This is a genomic window from Lacticaseibacillus rhamnosus, assembly GCF_900636965.1.
GTDB classification, from domain to species: domain Bacteria; phylum Bacillota; class Bacilli; order Lactobacillales; family Lactobacillaceae; genus Lacticaseibacillus; species Lacticaseibacillus rhamnosus.
On record NZ_LR134331.1, the window covers coordinates 177,474 to 193,562 of the forward strand.

The 16,089-nt window shown below is 45.1% G+C and carries 17 protein-coding genes; 12 read left to right on the top strand and 5 right to left on the bottom strand.

Annotated features, from left to right (window positions below; genetic code table 11):
- Positions 1-19: 19 nt before the first annotated feature.
- The 3 genes from celB to EL173_RS00855 all read left to right on the top strand — a co-directional run bounded on the left by celB (position 20) and on the right by EL173_RS00855 (position 3,826).
- A complete protein-coding gene (gene celB, locus EL173_RS00845) occupies positions 20-1,384 on the top strand; it encodes a PTS cellobiose transporter subunit IIC (protein WP_014571034.1) in 1,365 nt (454 codons plus the stop codon).
- A gap of 45 nt (positions 1,385-1,429) precedes the next feature.
- The gene (locus EL173_RS00850) at positions 1,430-2,866 is read left to right on the top strand and encodes a 6-phospho-beta-glucosidase (protein ID WP_005690168.1); all 1,437 of its coding nucleotides are present in this window, start codon (positions 1,430-1,432) and stop codon (positions 2,864-2,866) included.
- 222 nt (positions 2,867-3,088) lie between these two features.
- Positions 3,089-3,826, top strand: a complete 738-nt coding sequence (locus EL173_RS00855; RefSeq protein WP_014571036.1) for a GntR family transcriptional regulator — start codon at positions 3,089-3,091, stop codon at positions 3,824-3,826.
- Between the two features lie 73 nt (positions 3,827-3,899).
- On the opposite strand, the gene EL173_RS00860 is transcribed toward EL173_RS00855, so the two are convergent.
- The 3 genes from EL173_RS00860 to EL173_RS00870 are packed head-to-tail and all read right to left on the bottom strand — an operon-like array spanning position 3,900 to position 5,002.
- Complete coding sequence (locus EL173_RS00860) at positions 3,900-4,196, bottom strand: hypothetical protein (RefSeq protein ID WP_014571037.1); 297 nt, start codon at positions 4,194-4,196, stop codon at positions 3,900-3,902.
- A 45-nt stretch (positions 4,197-4,241) separates the two neighbouring features.
- The gene (locus EL173_RS00865; protein WP_014571038.1) at positions 4,242-4,610 is read right to left on the bottom strand and encodes a DUF1304 domain-containing protein; all 369 of its coding nucleotides are present in this window, start codon (positions 4,608-4,610) and stop codon (positions 4,242-4,244) included.
- Between the two features lie 41 nt (positions 4,611-4,651).
- Complete coding sequence (locus tag EL173_RS00870) at positions 4,652-5,002, bottom strand: YisL family protein (protein WP_014571039.1); 351 nt, start codon at positions 5,000-5,002, stop codon at positions 4,652-4,654.
- A 193-nt stretch (positions 5,003-5,195) separates the two neighbouring features.
- On the opposite strand from EL173_RS00870, the gene EL173_RS00875 reads away from it, so the two are divergent.
- Together EL173_RS00875 and EL173_RS00880 are read left to right on the top strand one after the other, a co-directional pair.
- Entirely contained in the window at positions 5,196-6,653 is a 1,458-nt protein-coding gene (locus EL173_RS00875) for an NCS2 family permease (RefSeq protein ID WP_005687419.1), read from the top strand.
- Positions 6,654-6,788: 135 nt separating this feature from the next.
- Positions 6,789-7,112 carry a DsrE family protein gene (locus EL173_RS00880; protein ID WP_005690156.1) on the top strand — a complete coding sequence of 108 codons (324 nt, stop codon included), beginning with the start codon at positions 6,789-6,791 and terminating at the stop codon, positions 7,110-7,112.
- Positions 7,113-7,187: 75 nt separating this feature from the next.
- Here the strand turns inward: EL173_RS00880 and EL173_RS00885 are convergent, their stop codons facing one another.
- A complete protein-coding gene (locus tag EL173_RS00885; RefSeq protein ID WP_005716316.1) occupies positions 7,188-8,165 on the bottom strand; it encodes a ring-cleaving dioxygenase in 978 nt (325 codons plus the stop codon).
- A gap of 190 nt (positions 8,166-8,355) precedes the next feature.
- Here EL173_RS00885 and EL173_RS00890 point away from each other — a divergent pair, with 190 nt between their 5' ends.
- On the top strand, positions 8,356-8,652 hold the full coding sequence (locus tag EL173_RS00890) for a hypothetical protein (protein ID WP_014571041.1): 297 nt from the start codon (positions 8,356-8,358) through the stop codon (positions 8,650-8,652).
- A 171-nt stretch (positions 8,653-8,823) separates the two neighbouring features.
- Here the strand turns inward: EL173_RS00890 and EL173_RS00895 are convergent, their stop codons facing one another.
- Entirely contained in the window at positions 8,824-9,399 is a 576-nt protein-coding gene (locus EL173_RS00895; protein ID WP_005687438.1) for a GNAT family N-acetyltransferase, read from the bottom strand.
- A gap of 483 nt (positions 9,400-9,882) precedes the next feature.
- Here EL173_RS00895 and EL173_RS00900 point away from each other — a divergent pair, with 483 nt between their 5' ends.
- From EL173_RS00900 to EL173_RS00925, 6 genes are all read left to right on the top strand, one after another.
- Entirely contained in the window at positions 9,883-11,844 is a 1,962-nt protein-coding gene (locus tag EL173_RS00900) for a hypothetical protein (RefSeq protein ID WP_005690147.1), read from the top strand.
- Between the two features lie 17 nt (positions 11,845-11,861).
- A complete protein-coding gene (locus tag EL173_RS00905; protein ID WP_005687442.1) occupies positions 11,862-12,179 on the top strand; it encodes a hypothetical protein in 318 nt (105 codons plus the stop codon).
- Positions 12,180-12,181: 2 nt separating this feature from the next.
- Positions 12,182-12,988, top strand: coding sequence for a WxL domain-containing protein (locus EL173_RS00910; RefSeq protein ID WP_005690146.1), 807 nt, complete (start codon positions 12,182-12,184; stop codon positions 12,986-12,988).
- Positions 12,989-13,129: 141 nt separating this feature from the next.
- Complete coding sequence (locus tag EL173_RS00915) at positions 13,130-14,209, top strand: WxLIP family cell surface protein (RefSeq protein ID WP_014571043.1); 1,080 nt, start codon at positions 13,130-13,132, stop codon at positions 14,207-14,209.
- A gap of 80 nt (positions 14,210-14,289) precedes the next feature.
- Positions 14,290-14,511: a hypothetical protein gene (locus EL173_RS00920; RefSeq protein WP_005690144.1), complete on the top strand. Its 222-nt coding sequence runs from the start codon at positions 14,290-14,292 to the stop codon at positions 14,509-14,511.
- 10 nt (positions 14,512-14,521) lie between these two features.
- Complete coding sequence (locus tag EL173_RS00925; protein WP_014571044.1) at positions 14,522-15,985, top strand: helix-turn-helix domain-containing protein; 1,464 nt, start codon at positions 14,522-14,524, stop codon at positions 15,983-15,985.
- The last annotated feature ends 104 nt before the right edge of the window (positions 15,986-16,089 follow it).

Sequence of the window (16,089 nt, forward strand, 5' to 3'; positions counted from 1 at the left end):
GAAACGAGGAGATTAAATTATGGATTCGAGTAATAACAAACTATTTAAGTTTATGAACGCTCACCTGATGGGGCCAATGGGGAAGCTGGCCTCGTTTAGAATTGTGCGTGGCGTGATGGCAGCAGGGATGGCATCCATTCCGTTTACGATTGTCGGTTCTATGTTCTTGATTATTAATGTGTTACCACAGAGTTTTCCAATATTGACAGGGCTGTGGAAGAACTCATTTGACAAGATTTCAAACCTCTACATGTTAGCAAACGGCGCAACGATGGGAATCTTGTCCCTTTACTTTTGTTTAGTATTTGGCTATGAGTATACGCGGATTCAAGCACAGGAAGAGAAGATTGATGTGAATCCGCTTAATGGCGCTCTGCTTTCGATGATGGCATTCTTCATGTGCGTTCCGGAATTGGTCTTCAAGGGTGGGACGGCAACTTTAATCACCGAGATAACTAAGGACAGCAAGATTGTTGACGGATATGCCATTGCCGGTGGCGTCACACGTCTAGGAACTACTGGTATCTTTACAGCCATCATTATGTCCATTATTGCGGTAAAACTATACGCATGGTTTGTTAAAAAGAATATTGTTGTCAAGATGCCAGACACCGTACCAGCAGGAGTTTCTCGATCATTTACGGCATTGATTCCAACTGCAGCAATTGCACTAACTGTCATTGTAATCAACGGTATCTTGATGATCTTCAATACCGACATTTACAAAATTGTGGCGATCCCATTTGGCTTTGTGACTAATCTGACGAGCACGTGGCTAGGATTACTTGTTGTGTACTTTATCATGCATGCTTTATGGATTGTCGGCATTCACGGGGCAACGATTGTGACCTCCTTCTTAACGCCGATTGTACTTTCCAACATGCAACTGAATCAAAAGGGCGCCAATATTCCATTTGCTGGTGAATTCAATAACTGTTTTGTCACAATTGGTGGTTCCGGTGCCACATTAGGCATGGTTATCTTCATTGCATTCTTTGCAAAATCTGCTCAGCTTGGTGCTCTGGGTAAAGCTTCTATCGTACCTGCTTTCTTTAATATTAATGAACCGATTTTATTCGGGATGCCGATTGTTTACAACCCATACACTGCCATCCCATTCTTCTTAGCACCAATGGCTTCGATGACCATTGCATATTTTGCCATTGACTTACACATGGTGAAACCGATGATTGCACAGCCCGCGTGGCCAACACCACTTGGTTTGTCTGGTTTTATTGGCACGGCGGGAGACTGGCGGGCAATCGTTCTAGCCTTTGTTTGCGCATTCGTTGCCTTCTTGATCTGGTTCCCATTTATTAAGTTTTACGATGGCAAGCTGTATCAAGATGAGCAAACCAAAGGCGCACAAGAAGCGGCTGCCTAAGGTTTTGTTAACGGTGATTTAGATGATTTAAAAGGAGGAAAAAAGTTGTCAGCATTTCCTAAAGATTTTTTATGGGGCGGCGCTGTTGCTGCTCATCAATTTGAGGGCGGATGGTCAGCTGATGGAAAAGGAATCAGTATTGCCGATGTTATGACCGCTGGAGATAATCAAACCAAACGTCGAATTACAGATGGCGTTCAACCGGGTGAAAACTATCCGAACCACGATGCCATTGATTTTTATCACCACTATAAAGATGATGTCGAGCTTTTCTCGGAACTGGGGCTTAAGTGTTTCCGGACGAGTATTGCCTGGAGCCGGATTTTTCCTAAAGGCGATGAAGAACAACCAAATGAGAAAGGCTTGCAGTTTTATGATGACTTATTTGATGATTTGCTTGCCCATCATATTGAGCCTGTGATTACGTTGTCGCATTTTGAAATGCCTTATCATTTGGTTCAGGCTTATGGTGGCTGGCGCAATCGTAAACTTATCGGCTTTTTTGTTAAATTCGCTAAGGTTGTCTTTGATCGCTATAAAGATAAAGTTAAATATTGGATGACCTTTAATGAAATCAATAATCAAGTTGGGATGCTTAATGAATGGTCGTTATTTACAAATTCAGGATTGATCATTCAGCCAGACGAAAACAAAGAGCAAGCTATGTTTCAAGCGGCTCATTATGAGGCAGTAGCCAGCGCACTAGCTGTCCAAATCGGGCACATGATTAACCCCGACTTTAAGATTGGCTGCATGGTTGCAATGGGGCCGGTTTATCCCGCGACTCCTAATCCCAACGATGTTTTTAAAGCTGAACGAATGATGCAGACAAATTATTATCTTGCGGATGTTCAGGTGAAAGGACACTATCCGGCCTTTTTAGAACACTATTTTGCCCGACGCCAATTTAATTTGGATATTACATTGGAGGATCGCGATGTCCTACTGGCTGGTAAGGTTGATTACATTGGTTTTTCGTATTATGCATCTCATGTTGTTAAAGCTGCTGATGATGAACCAACTGATTTCATAACATTGGGATCCAATCAGGAGATTAAAAATACGACATTACACCGCTCAGATTGGGGCTGGGAAATTGATCCGGTTGGCCTTCGTTATGCGCTTAACTGGTTCAGTGATCGCTATGATGTACCGTTATTCATCGTGGAAAATGGCCTGGGCGCGTTTGATAAAGTTGAAGAAAACGGCAGTATCCATGATGACTATCGCATTGACTATTTACGCCAGCATATTGAACAGATGAAGTTGGCTGTTGAAGTTGATGGGGTCAAGCTTATGGGGTATACACCTTGGGGGATTATTGACCTTGTATCAGCCGGAACCGGCCAGATGGAGAAACGATATGGCGTCATTTACGTTGATAAAGACGATCAGGGAAAAGGAACACTTGCCAGAAGTAAGAAGGATTCTTTTGACTGGTTCCATAAGGTCATCCAAAGCAATGGTGAGGATCTCACCTGAACTTGTCTAGATAAACAGTGATACTGATCCACGTTTAAGCTAAAAAGAAGCCCAAGAGAATTTTTTACTCTTGCGGCTTTTTTATTGCTACTTTGAGGTGATTGTCTTTTAATATGACATGCTACTAAATGGATTGACTAGTTCATCTATTGAAATGGGGTTATAATTCAGGCTAAGACTTTACGAACGAGTGTGAGTGACGAATATAGAGGACTGGAAAAGTTGTCACAACGGGAAAGCAGTTACAGCACAAAGGAACTTGTGAATCAGCTGCTGAAAGATATTCAACAAGGCATGATCCAAGGCGCAGATGGACAACTTCCAACTGAGCCGGAGTTGATGAAACAGTATCAGGTTACGCGGTATACGTTACGGCAAGCATTGAAGAATCTTGCCAACCTGGGTTATATCTATCAAGCTCATGGCAGTGGTACTTTTGCGCGCCCGCATCATGTGGAAGGCGCAATTTCACTTCAAAACAATGTTGGACTGACGGCAGAAATGGCAAGGCAAGGCAAAATTGTTAAGACAACCGGCATTAGTCAACAAATTGTGCCATTATCAAAGGCAGCTTTTGTACCTGAGAGCCAGAAGTTGGCGCAAGATACTGAACTCATTTCAGTTATTCGCCAGCGAACATTGGACGATGAACCTTTTTTAGTGGAACATTCTTATTACTTGAAATCAATGGTAGGCGAAATTCCAGATAGCGCACTAAAAGGTTCGTTATTTGCTTTTATTGATCAAAAACCTGGACTAAAAGTAGGTTTCATTGATTCTGTCATTGAATGTGAAATGATAACCGGCACACCGGCGCAGTTTTTTAACCTAGCAGATGGCAGCCCGAGTTTAGTGGTTCGTGATGATTCGTATCTTAGTTCTGGAAAATTATTTGCGTTTTCAAAAATATTTTATGATTTCCGAAAAACTAAATTCTTTATGCTTAAGAAGATGCACTAGTTTTTTATCTAACCCTGAAAATTAAAAACGAGACGCGCTCAAATTGACGAGGCGTCTCGTTTTGATGTTTACTTTAAAAAATCGAATTACCCAGCAGCGCCATGACATAAATGAATAATGCCGCAGCGTTGACCAGCATGGATACTACGATGATCGTGAAGCGGACCGTGTATGGCCGCGTTCCGGTTGACGCATCAAAAAAGCGGGAGTGTCGTTGACCACGATAAGCGAAAGTGAAACCGATTAAAAGAACAACGATGACACTCTCCACAATCGAAAGCAGTAAGAAGATCGGTGGGTTTGGGTTGGCGGTCACGAGAAAATAACCACCAAATGCAATCAAATCAAGGAGCAAAGAAATCAGAACCATCAGCATACCTCCGTTGTCAATGGTGAGTGGCGTCGGTAAGTATCATTATTCGGGAAAGAAGAGCGTCAAGCAAGTAAAAGCGCCGGGAATAGCCTGAACAAAGTAAATTTTCTTACTCATCGTTGCACCGCCGTATAAGCCGACAATGGCCACAAAGCCGGTTAGTAAACGAAGCGTGATCAGTTGATTCGGGCCATTTAACAGCAAAAGACTTAGTGGCATGATAACAGCCAGCGCACCATTGTAAATGCCCTGATTCTTCAACAGCATTTGTGCATGCGGTTGTTTAACAAAGTCAAGCGGTAATGCCAGATTTTGCGCCTGACTCGTTGGTTTGCCGAACATTTCTAAAGCCATGATGGTGAGATGCAGCAGACTGAGCAAGCCAACAAGCAGGAAACTGATACGTGACATCGGGAAAATCCTTTCTTGGGATCTATTAGCTCAGAGCGACATTAAATAAACGGTCGAAATTGTGCTAGTGCAAAGCCGACAACCGTGACGAGCACGAACGCTGCAATGGCACTCCAGATGATGATTTTACTCAGATGCTGCTGCTTTTTGTCGGCAAACGCCATTTCGAGCAAACCGATCAAGCCAATGGCAATCAGAATCTTGATGACCGTTAACATGGGATTGCGGTTGAAAGAAAACCGCATTAAGACCACGCCGCTGATGATGGAGACGAGGTAACAAACTCGCGCAATCATCGTCCACATGACAAATTGACGAGTACGACTAAAAAGCGCAATGCCGGCAGCAACTGCCAAGACGGCCCATGAAATCAGATGTAACCACAGCCACATAAAAATACCCCCTTTTTCTGAAATCAAAAGTACTAGTCCCACTATACCGCTTTCCGAAAAGACGTGCGATAGCCAGTGAAAATTAGCAAAACACGAACATTAAACACGACTGTTTGAAAAATAAACGTATTTTCTATTGCAAGTTGCGACATTCTTCGGTAAACTTTTCATATTCAAGTTAGGGGAGCGTGTCATGGAAAACTTTTTTCATTTAAAGCAGAATAAGACCACGCCGATGACAGAAGTCATGGCGGGGCTTACAACTTTTTTTGCAATGTCATATATTTTATTCGTTAACCCGCAAGTTTTGTCACAAACCGGCATGCCGGCTCAGGCGGTGTTCTTAGCAACGATCATTGCCAGTGCGGTCGGTACTTTGGTTATGGGGTTGTTTGCTAACGTGCCGTATGCTTTGGCACCGGGCATGGGCCTCAATGCTTTCTTCACTTACACAGTTGTCTTCGCGCTTGGTTTTAGCTGGCAAGAAGCGTTGGCACTGGTGTTCATCTGTGGTGTCATTAACATTTTGATTACGGTCACCAAGATTCGGAAATTGATTATCGTTGCGATTCCGGAAGCCATTCAACACGCGATTGGCGGCGGGATCGGTGTTTTCGTTGCTTATATCGGGATCAAGAACGCTGGCTTTTTACAGTTCACATCCGAAGCATCTAGCATTAATACCATCAACGGCCAGCCGCTTAAGGAAGGTGCATTGACCCTCAAGCACGGGATTGAATCCGTGGTTTCAAACGGCGGCATTGTTCCGGCGCTGGTTAACTTCACCCAAGCCGGTGCCGTGTTAGCCTTGATTGGTTTGGTCATCATGGTGATCTTGAACGTTAAAAAGGTGCCTGGTGCTATTTTGATCGGGATCCTATTAACCACGATTATCGGGATTCCGATGGGCGTGACAGATTTACATCTCAGTGCCGCCAACTCGTTTGGAAGCACATTTGCCTCACTACAGACAACTTTTGGCGCTGCTTTTTCTGCTAAAGGGATGGGGTCATTGTTCGCCAATCCGGATAAAATCGTGCTTTCAATTATGACGATTTTTGCCTTTAGTTTCTCGGATATTTTTGACACGTTGGGTACCTTTATCGGAACCGGCCGGCGCACGGGTATTTTCTCGGACGCTGACGAACAGGCGCTGGAACAAGGATCAGGTTTCTCATCCAAAATGGATCGGGCGTTGTTTGCTGATTCCATCGCGACTGGGGTTGGTTCTATCTTCGGTACCAGTAACGTCACCACTTATGTTGAAAGTGCCGCTGGGATCGGTGCTGGTGGCCGAACCGGTTTGACTTCCGTTGTCGTTGCCGGCATGTTCCTGCTCAGTTCTGTCTTTGCGCCATTCATCGCTATTGTGCCGACCCAAGCACTGGCACCAGCTTTGATCTTAGTCGGTATCATGATGATGAGTACCTTTAAGGAAATTGAATGGGATGACTTGTCACAAGCGATCCCGGCCTTCATGGCATCAATTGTGATGGGCTTTGTTTACAACATCTCATATGGGATCGCCGCGGGCTTCATCTTCTACTGCCTGATCAAGCTGATCACTGGCAAGGTGAAGGAAATCCATCCGGTGTTGGCCATTGTGACAATTGGCTTCATCTTGAACTTTGTCATCTTGGCATCACTTTAATTCGAAGCTTAGATAGACTTTTAAAAGAAGCTGAAACAGCCACCGTTACTTACTAAGTGAATAAGTAGGGCGGGCTGCTTCAGCTTCTTTTTTAGTTGGGTGACTTGTAGTATCCTCATGCTGAGGTGATAGACAATGGCATTAAAAACAATTTTTCATTTGGACACAACCCAACGCTGGGCGCATTTGGCTTCAAATCTCAACAATTATCTAGGCGCTGAACCCGACGCTGACATCGAAGTACTGGTGAATGGCGATGGGATCACCGTTTATTTCGATCCGCAAGTGACTGAATTCATCGCCGCCCATCCACAGGTTAAATTCTTCGCCTGCCACAACTCATTACAGCAGCGCCACTTAGATGAAAAGCAGTTGCCAGCAACGGTCAAAGTGGTTCCAGTCGGGGTCGTTAAGATTGCTCAGGCTGAAGCAGATGGGTATGGGTATATCAAACCGTAAAAAAACAGACCCGTTCGATTGAACAGGTCTGGTCAATGAAATGGCAGCAGCAGCACCAACAACAGCAGTTTCACGTTATTTTGCCTTTTCTGCTGTCTGCGGTTCTGTATTAAACGGAACCAATTGCCGCTCGATTGCTTCACGCTGGTCTTCCAAGAATGGTGGCAGTTCCAAATGCACGCCGGCTTCTTCGTAAGTCTCGTCAAGCAGGAAGCCAGGACCATCCGTGGCGATTTCAAAAAGGATGTCGGGAATTGGCCGGAAGTACTCTGAAGCAAAGTAGAAGCGATCCACAAAGCCAGAAGAATTCAAACCAGCATTCCCGATTTTCTCAATCCAGTATTGCAGGCTATCACGGTCGTCAGTGCGGAAGGCAAGGTGGTGGACGCCACCAAAGCCTTGATAAGCTGCGGGTATCAACCGCTGATAATCGATGATGACTTGCGCACCGTGGCCGCCGTTGTTCAGTTCAAGCAAGGTGTATTGACCGTCCTTGGCGATTTGTTTAAAGCCGAGCAGATCGGTCATGACGCTGATTAACTCATCATAGTGATCAGTCGTGATGTACTCAGGACCAAGACCGCCGATTGCAAATTGTGGGTCAACCGTCGAATGTCGCCAAGGGGTTCCCGCTGGCACGCCTTCATTGTGTTCGTCACTGATCAGCTGATATTGCTGGCCATCAAAATCATGAAAACGGAGAATCTTGGCGCCAAATAGTTCGTCAATCGCATCATGGCGCACGCGGTGATCATCAAATCGTTTGATCCAATACGTTAATGCAGCATCAGAAGGAACCCGAAAACTAGTGCGGGCGATTTCGTTGTTGCCGTGTTGTGCTTTTTGAATGCCGGGAAAATCAAAGAAAGTAATATCCGTTCCCGCAGTTCCCATGTCATCGGTGAAATAAAGGTGATAGGTACGAACATCGTCTTGATTGACGGTTTTTTTAATCAGGTGCAAGCCTAAAATACCACTCATGAACCGAAAAATCCGTGGTGAGCTTGATGTAATTGCGGTTAGATGATGAAGACCGGTGAGTTGATTAGCCATTTCGTATCCCTCTTTTGCTTACATTTAGTAAGTAAAAGATAACATGGCTCACCTTGAAAAACAAGCTTTGCGTTTTGGTTAAAATCATTAAGGTCTTATCAAAATGCCCGTTTTCGGCCAAGTTGCTGGGCGATCGCGTGATATGCTCATTTCAATCATACAAGTGGATGGCAAAAAGGAGCGCATGACGATGTTCAATTTTCAGGATAATCCGGATGAGTATAAACGGTTAATGCAACTTGAAGTTTTGATTGCGGTTGTGGCCATCGCGGCGAGCATCGTGATGTTCAATTTTGGGGTCATGACCGGCGCTTTGTTTGCGGCAATTGCCGGGGCCTTTTTCCTTATGGATGCAATTGTTGAGGGCCTTCGTTTGCTAGGAGCATCGCGCGGTTTTAGCCGGTTCATTGGCACGGCAATCGCGATTCCTGCTTTGGCTGGTTATCTGATCATGATGTTCAATCGATTCCCGGTGCAAGTGGCTTAATCAAAGTTACTTGGCTACCACGCTGTCAGTTAGCGGGTCCGGTAACACCGAAACCATGACGTATTTTAATCGCATTTAAAAATAGGCTCCTGAGATAACACGGTTAAGCTGTGTTTTCTCAGGGCCTATTTTGTTTGGGTATGAGTAGGGGTCACCTATAAGTCGGCCGGTCTAAAAATGGAAGTCTTCCTTATCCGCAACATCTTCGGCGGTCAATTCATAGCGAACCAGTGGAACTTTGCTGCCGTCTGGTAAGGTCCGGTCATGATGATAATCGCCGACTTTGGTAAAGAAGTTGGTGGTCAATAACTTGGCGCCGCGTTCATTGGTCGCAGGCAAGATGACATAAACCCGCTTCAACCCAAGCTCAAAAAAGGCAAAGCCCAGCATCCGTTTGATCACTTCACTCATAATGCCTTCGCCTTGATGGCTGGCAAGGGTCTCAAAGCGTACTTGCGCCACGGTTTTCTTTTGGCTGAAATTCCAGATACAGAAACTGCCGAGGAATTCGTGGCTGGCGCGATCCATGATGCCATAAAGTAAGGCGTTGTTGCTCATTACCAGCCGCATCGAACGGTTAATGTAGCGGGCAGTGTCTGTAATTTTTTGATCAAATTCGCGTCCGGATTCGGCAGCAACTTGGCGATCGGCGCGCAACTGGAAAATGTCTTTGATCTTAAAGGTTGTCAGCCAATCCATGGTGTAATGGACGGACATAATCGGATGGTATTTTTCAAAGCTTTGCATGATAGGAGCCTCCGTAAACATGATGTTAAGTATGCGTCAGCCCAATTTAAAGCAGGCGTGTGAGTTGCAACTTCCAGTATCGTGACGCATCTAGGTCATGGTACTCATCGTTTCCTGCTTAGGCGTTTGGGACTGAGAACACTTGCTGGAGTTAGCTTAACATAAAAACCGCCAATACACTGATTTGAAAACCATTCGCAATTTGGTACGGACCAAAAGGCTAAAGTCAAGTCCCGATCTTAATTAAAAAACACTTGAGCAGACGTATGTTATCAAGATGTGGTAGCGAAAACTTGGAGATTTTCAAATAATAGCGGGCTTTCTTGGCCTGTATGGACGCGGTTTGTTTACCGTCTTAAAAAGGATTTTTTTATTTTTTTAGCAGGCAAATAAAAACTGAAAATGACAACATATAGTTTTAGCTTATATAATCAATAACATCGCAAAGGGGGTGAGTAATTTGAAACAGCTTTTTTTTGGCTCATGTCGGGGTTAATGCTGTTACAACCGGTTGGGTTAAACGTGGGGCAACAAGTTGAATCGGCGCTGGCGAGTCAACCGACAACATCTGGTCAGCCGTCAGTTGCAACCAGCTCGTCATCGGTAGCTAGTCACGAAAGTTTACAAACACCGAGCGCGGCATCGGCTGCAAGTGAATCAGCGGCAACGCAGGCATCGGTGCCAGCAGTGGTCGGCGAGAAACCGCAACAAACCAGTACCACAACGCCGGCAGAATCAACCACGCTGAAACGATCCAAACGGGCCGCTTCATCGAATTCAAGCAGCCAACCGCAACCGTGCTTGGTCCAAACCGCCAAAGCATTGGCCGAAGCGGTACGGCGAGGTGAAACCTATATCCGCTTGACTGCTGACATTAACATCGGTCGCGCGGCGATTCCGGTCAAGCATTCACTCGTGATTGATGGTGATCACAAATACACTTATATGTACAACGGTGGCGAAAACTGGCATGTCGGTTTGTACTTTGCCGCCAGTAATATCAGTATCACGTTCAAGAATCTGAAAATCGGTGATCCGCGCGTCAAGAACTCTGCCAACAATTATTACGGCATTGCACCAGCGGAGAACCTCATTAAGAACAGCAAGATTATTGTTGAAAATGTTGATTACTATTCTGATCGCGGGGCCCAGCCGTTCCACATTCGTAACGCAAGCAACCAAATCGTCTTCAGAGGGAAAAATTCATTTCATACCACTAAAATTGCTGGATCGGTTTTAGTTCAGGAATTTGCTGAAGCGACTAACTTTCTTTTTGAAGAAGATTCGGATACCACGATTAATATGGAAAACACAGAGCTGATCGGTACTTTCTGGCCATCAACCGGCCCGCTGAACCTAACCCTGAAAAATCGGGCGCGACTCAAAGTGGTTAGCGCCAATGCACTGGTTTATTCAGATGGCGGGGCGTTGCACAAGAATCGCATAACAGTTGGGGAAGGCGCGGTCTTAGACGTTAAGCTCACAGACAAAAAAGATGGCGTGCTAATGTACCATGACCACGATTTAACCATTGATGTCCAAAAAAATGGCCGTTTTCTAGCCGAAACAGTTGGAGCAAACAACTTTAACAAGAATTCCAGCCTGAATTTAGGGCCGGGTGCCAAAGCCGAATTGAAAAACACTCACGGCGATTTCTATAAAAATGGCAGTGGGACGATTCGACTCGACAACGCTGACGAATTGCTGATGACCTCGGGAAGTCATGGGAAAACCAGTCCAACCGGGTTGTCGGCGTCGAAACCGACGTTAACATTTGCATCTTTTACCAGTGAGACAAAAGGATATGGCATTTATGCCGATGATCAATGGGTCACGGATCAAGCTGATACATCATCGTGGGCATTTACGCCAACCCGGATCAAACGCAGCCCGACCGCTTTGACGAGAGGGCAGGAACACCAGATTCAGGCGGCCTCACGCTTTAAGGTGGTTCGTAATGCAACTAAAGGCACCACCGAAAGCCCTAAGAATCCGCCAGTCGTCACACCAGCTAAAAAACCCGGTCAGCTGTTTTTGAAACAAGTACCGGATTTTGATTTTGGACCCCGTCTGATCAAGCCGGAGACCCAGATCCTAAGGCCCAAAGTTGATGGTGAATTCATTATTGAAGACACTCGAACGGCGGCAGCTAAGTCAGTCAAAGTCTATGTCAAAGTTATAAAGCCGTTTAAAAATGGCAATCTCGATGTGACCAGTTGTCTAAGCTACATCAACCGCTCAGGCACGGAACAACAACTCTCCGATCAAGCTGTTTTGGCAGAGGAGGTAGACATGACGTCACCGCAGTCGTTAAGCAGTCAGTGGAATCAGGCCACTGACGAGCAGGCTCGTGGGCTCAAGTTAGTGTTGCCAGTCGAGAAGCAAAAGTTGGGAACTTTTACAGGTGAGTTTGAATGGTCAGTTCAAGATGTGCCGACCAATTAAGAGGGTGGTTCCAAGTGATGAAAAAGTGGCTACTGCTGGTAGTTTTGCTAATCGGTTTTACTTGTCCACCATCGCAAGCGCTAGCAGTCGAGACACAAACATCCGGTGAAATTAGCTTCTTTGAAGTTGAACAGCCGGTTAATCAACCGTCACCAGAACAGATCAAGCCAAAGCAACAGGTGAACGTACCACCACCGACCAAAGAAGACCAGCTACCGGCATTGGGAATGATGACCCCACTGCTTGTGAGTTTAATCGGGCTACTACTGGTGTTGCTGATGCTACTGATTTTGTTGACAAAACAATCTAACACAAACAAGAAAGAGGAAGAATAAACATGAAAAAGTTTTACGTGATGGCATCGATGCTTGGATTAGGTATGTTGGGTTTGGCTGGAGTAACACCGACACTGGTTTCTGCTAGTGATGTGACTTCAAATGGCCAGGTTAAGTTTAAGTTGGATCAAAGCCAAACTGACCCGAAAAACCCATTAGATCCCGCTGATAAGAACCCAGGCAAGCCGACCGATCCTACTCAGCCTGGTGGCAAAGTTCCGGGTGGCACCGGGGGCCCGTTGTCGATCGACTTTGCTTCAAGTCTCATTTTTGGAGAAGCTGAAATCAGTCATGAAGATGCAACGTATTACGCAAAACCGCAAACTTTCACACAAGACGATGGCACAACCGTTGACCGCCCGAACTTTATCCAGGTGACCGACAAGCGCGGCACATTTGAAGGTTGGACATTAAAAGTGAAGCAGGAAAATCAATTCGCGGTTAAAGACGATCCGACCAAGGAATTGACCGGCGCCCAACTGAGCTTCACAAATGGTAACTTGGTTTCAAGCACCGATGCACAATATGCACCGAAGTTCCAGAAGTCATTTGATCTCATTCCGGGCCAGGCACAAATTGCTCCGGTTGAAGCGGCTGCTGATCAAGGGATGGGCACCTGGATCTACCGGTTCGGCGATGATAAGGAGATGGCCAAGTCAATTGCGTTGTCAGTGCCAGGCAAGACCCCGAAAATGGCTAAAGCCTACACGACTGCTTTAACCTGGTCATTGGAATCAACACCAGCGAATACCACAAGTACCCCAAGCACTACAAGCACGCCAAGTACAACGGGTACCACCAAACCTTAAAAAGCTGGAACGACACTGATGATTTTTGGCTAGCATCAACGGTTTGCTAACGGACTTGAAACATTCAAACTCATTGGAGAAGGATACGATGACGGCACTAGGCCGCATCGTTGGGGGAACTTAATCAAAAGGAGATACTTTGTGAAGAAAAAACTTTTCTGCTTCATAACGCTTATTGTGATGTTGATCATGCCTGCCACTCAAGTTTTTGCTTCGGAATTAAACTTTGCTGCTAAAGCCGAGTTACCGGACAATCAAGTGAATCCTGATGTTAGCTATTTTGACATCAAAATGAATCCTGGCGCTCAGCAAACGTTACATGTTCAGTTGCGTAATGAAACCGAAAAGCCAGTGACACTCGATGTCGAGCTTGCCAGTGCCACCACGAATCTCAATGGCGTGGTGGAATATACACCCAACACGATTAAGCCGGCAAAGAGTTTGCAATTCAACATGAAGGATTATGTTAAAGCGCCCAAGCAAACCGTTATTCCAGCTAAGGGCAGTACCGTTTTGGATTTAGCTGTTAAGATGCCGGATAAAAGTTTTAATGGCGTCATGGCTGGGGGAATCACCCTTAAAGAACATGGCTTGAGTGATCAAGGTAGCCAAACATCAGGGAAAAAGGTTGCGATCAAAAATCGCTTTTCCTATGTCATCGGGCTCCTGATGCGCCAAAACTTAGCCGCTGTTCCAGCTCACGTTAAATTGAATGCGGTTAAGCCAAGTCAGGTTAATGCACGCAATGTCATTTTAACTTCGATGGAAAATGATACGGCAACCTTCATTCAGCAAGTAGCCGTGGATGCAAAGATCTTTGCTAAAGGTTCTAACCAGGCACTTTACCAAGTTGCCAAAGAGGGTCTGCAGATTGCGCCAGATACGAACTTTGATTTTCCAATTGCGTTGGCGGGGAAAGCGTTAAAGCCGGGAACGTATGTGGCTAAACTCGAAGTCTATGGTAATCGGCAGCCAAACGGAAAGATCTTACGCACAACGGCAGAAGGTAAGCAACATTACCGGGATCACTGGACCATGACCAAACAATTTACTATTACCGAAAAAGCGGCTTCAACGTTAAATCAGCGGGATGTGACGATCAAGCCAAGCCATCCGCAGTGGACGTACATTCTAATTGGTGCCGTGATCGTCCTCATGGCACTGATCATCCTGCTACTGATTTTGCTACTGCGGCGTCAGGCTAAGAAACAAGCTTCTTAATCAAAATTGTCTGAGCAAGGTGTTTGCAAGTTTAGAAAACTGGCGGCATCATGGACACAAATAAAGGACTCTGAGAATTCGTGAACGATATTGATCCAGAAGAAACGATGATATCTGAAAATTCGCGCCTTTGGTTATCAGCGATGTTTGATGCTGATGGCAAAAGTGGGCGGATTTTTGCCGTGAGTTCCCAAAGCCGGGTGAGTTATCGTTGGCGGCGTTTGAACTTAGCCAATTTAGCGTATCGGCTTGCCGGAAAAACATTGTTGGCTCAATCGAGGATAGAACGTGCTAAAAAGTAAGGTGGATCTTGTGAAATTAGTTGAACTGATGGAAAAAAACGACCAAAAGAAGCTTCAGTTACTCAATTATCTTGATCAATATCCGAATCGTCAGGTAAGAAACAGCGAGTTACAGGATAAGCTACAAATTTCCTACTATATGTTTAAGCGATGGACAAAAGAAATCGTGGACGATATTGCTACTTTTCAACTGGATGATCGTTTTAGTCTTGAAGTAACGGATGCATCAACGATCTTGCATGAGCACCATAATACCAATACTTCGGTCTTTTTGGCGCACTATCTGAAACTGTCACCAAAAGTCAATATCCTGCTGACGCTGATGACCCAACAAGCCACGTTTAACTTAGCGGACTTTGCCGAGGCGAACTATGTGAGTTACACGTTTATGTATAAACGCTATATTGCGCTGCGGGAGACATTGAAAAAGTGGCAGATTACTTTGACGAGCCAAGGCGAGCTGACGGGCAATGAACTCGCGATCCGGCTGCTATTGGCCAAAATCATGGTGGTCACACATGTCACTGAAGATAAGTTTAATCATGAGGTTCGGCAGGCCTTAGCCGAATTGCTGGGCCTCATGAAAACAACCGATGCCAAGCCGTCAATGAGCCAACTGATTGAAACCAAGGCTTATGTGCTAATTAGTTTGCTCCGCTGTCAACAGGGCTATACAATTGCGAGTTCCCAAGAAGTGGCTGATTTGGTGGCCAATATTCGTCAAGGTACTTTGGCAACCAGAAACAAAGCGATTGCGATCTATCAGGCTCATTTTGACGCCAGCGATCAGGCGATTAACAGCGAATGTGACTATTTAGGGACATTTTTGGCGATTCTTGGCATTATTAATTCCGAGGAAATCGTTTTTCCTGAGACAATTAAGCAGCGCGGGCAAGCTTTTATCCACGGATTTGAAGCCAAGTTTAAAGTGACGTTATCTGCAGTTGCTAAGCTGAAGATTGCGTATGCCGTCAATAAATGTTTTGTAGATGTCTTAGTGTTACCGTTTCGCAGCGAGTTTTTCGATGATCATATCGACATTAGCTACTTCTTTAAAACTTACCCGGGATTTTTTGAGTATTGTCAGCATTTTGTTTTAAACCAGGCCTTGCACTTGGAAAGCTCACAGGCACAGTTTTTGTTTTACCACTGTTTGTTGGCACTCGCCGCTAATGTTCCGTTGAGCAAGGTATTAGCACCATTGTCGATTTGCGTTGACTTTACATCCGGTCACGACTATAACGCGATTATTACGCGGGATATTCAATCATTTTCAACTTTGAACATTCAGATGACCCAGCAAGTTGAACCGGAAACACAACTGATTATTACCGACTTGGTGAATGCTTATCATGATTACGATATTCCAAAAGTGATATGGCTTTCTCCGCCGCGGCCTGAGGATTGGGAAAATTTAATTAATGAATTACTGCGATTACGCGAGCAGGCACAAGAAGAATTCCAAAAACGCTAGAAATTTTTCGTTGTTTTTTTGCAACGAAGAATTAGTTGTGAAAATAGTGTAAATGGACTAGCCACACTGGATTAAGCCCCTTTGGATAACAACGGTTATTCAAA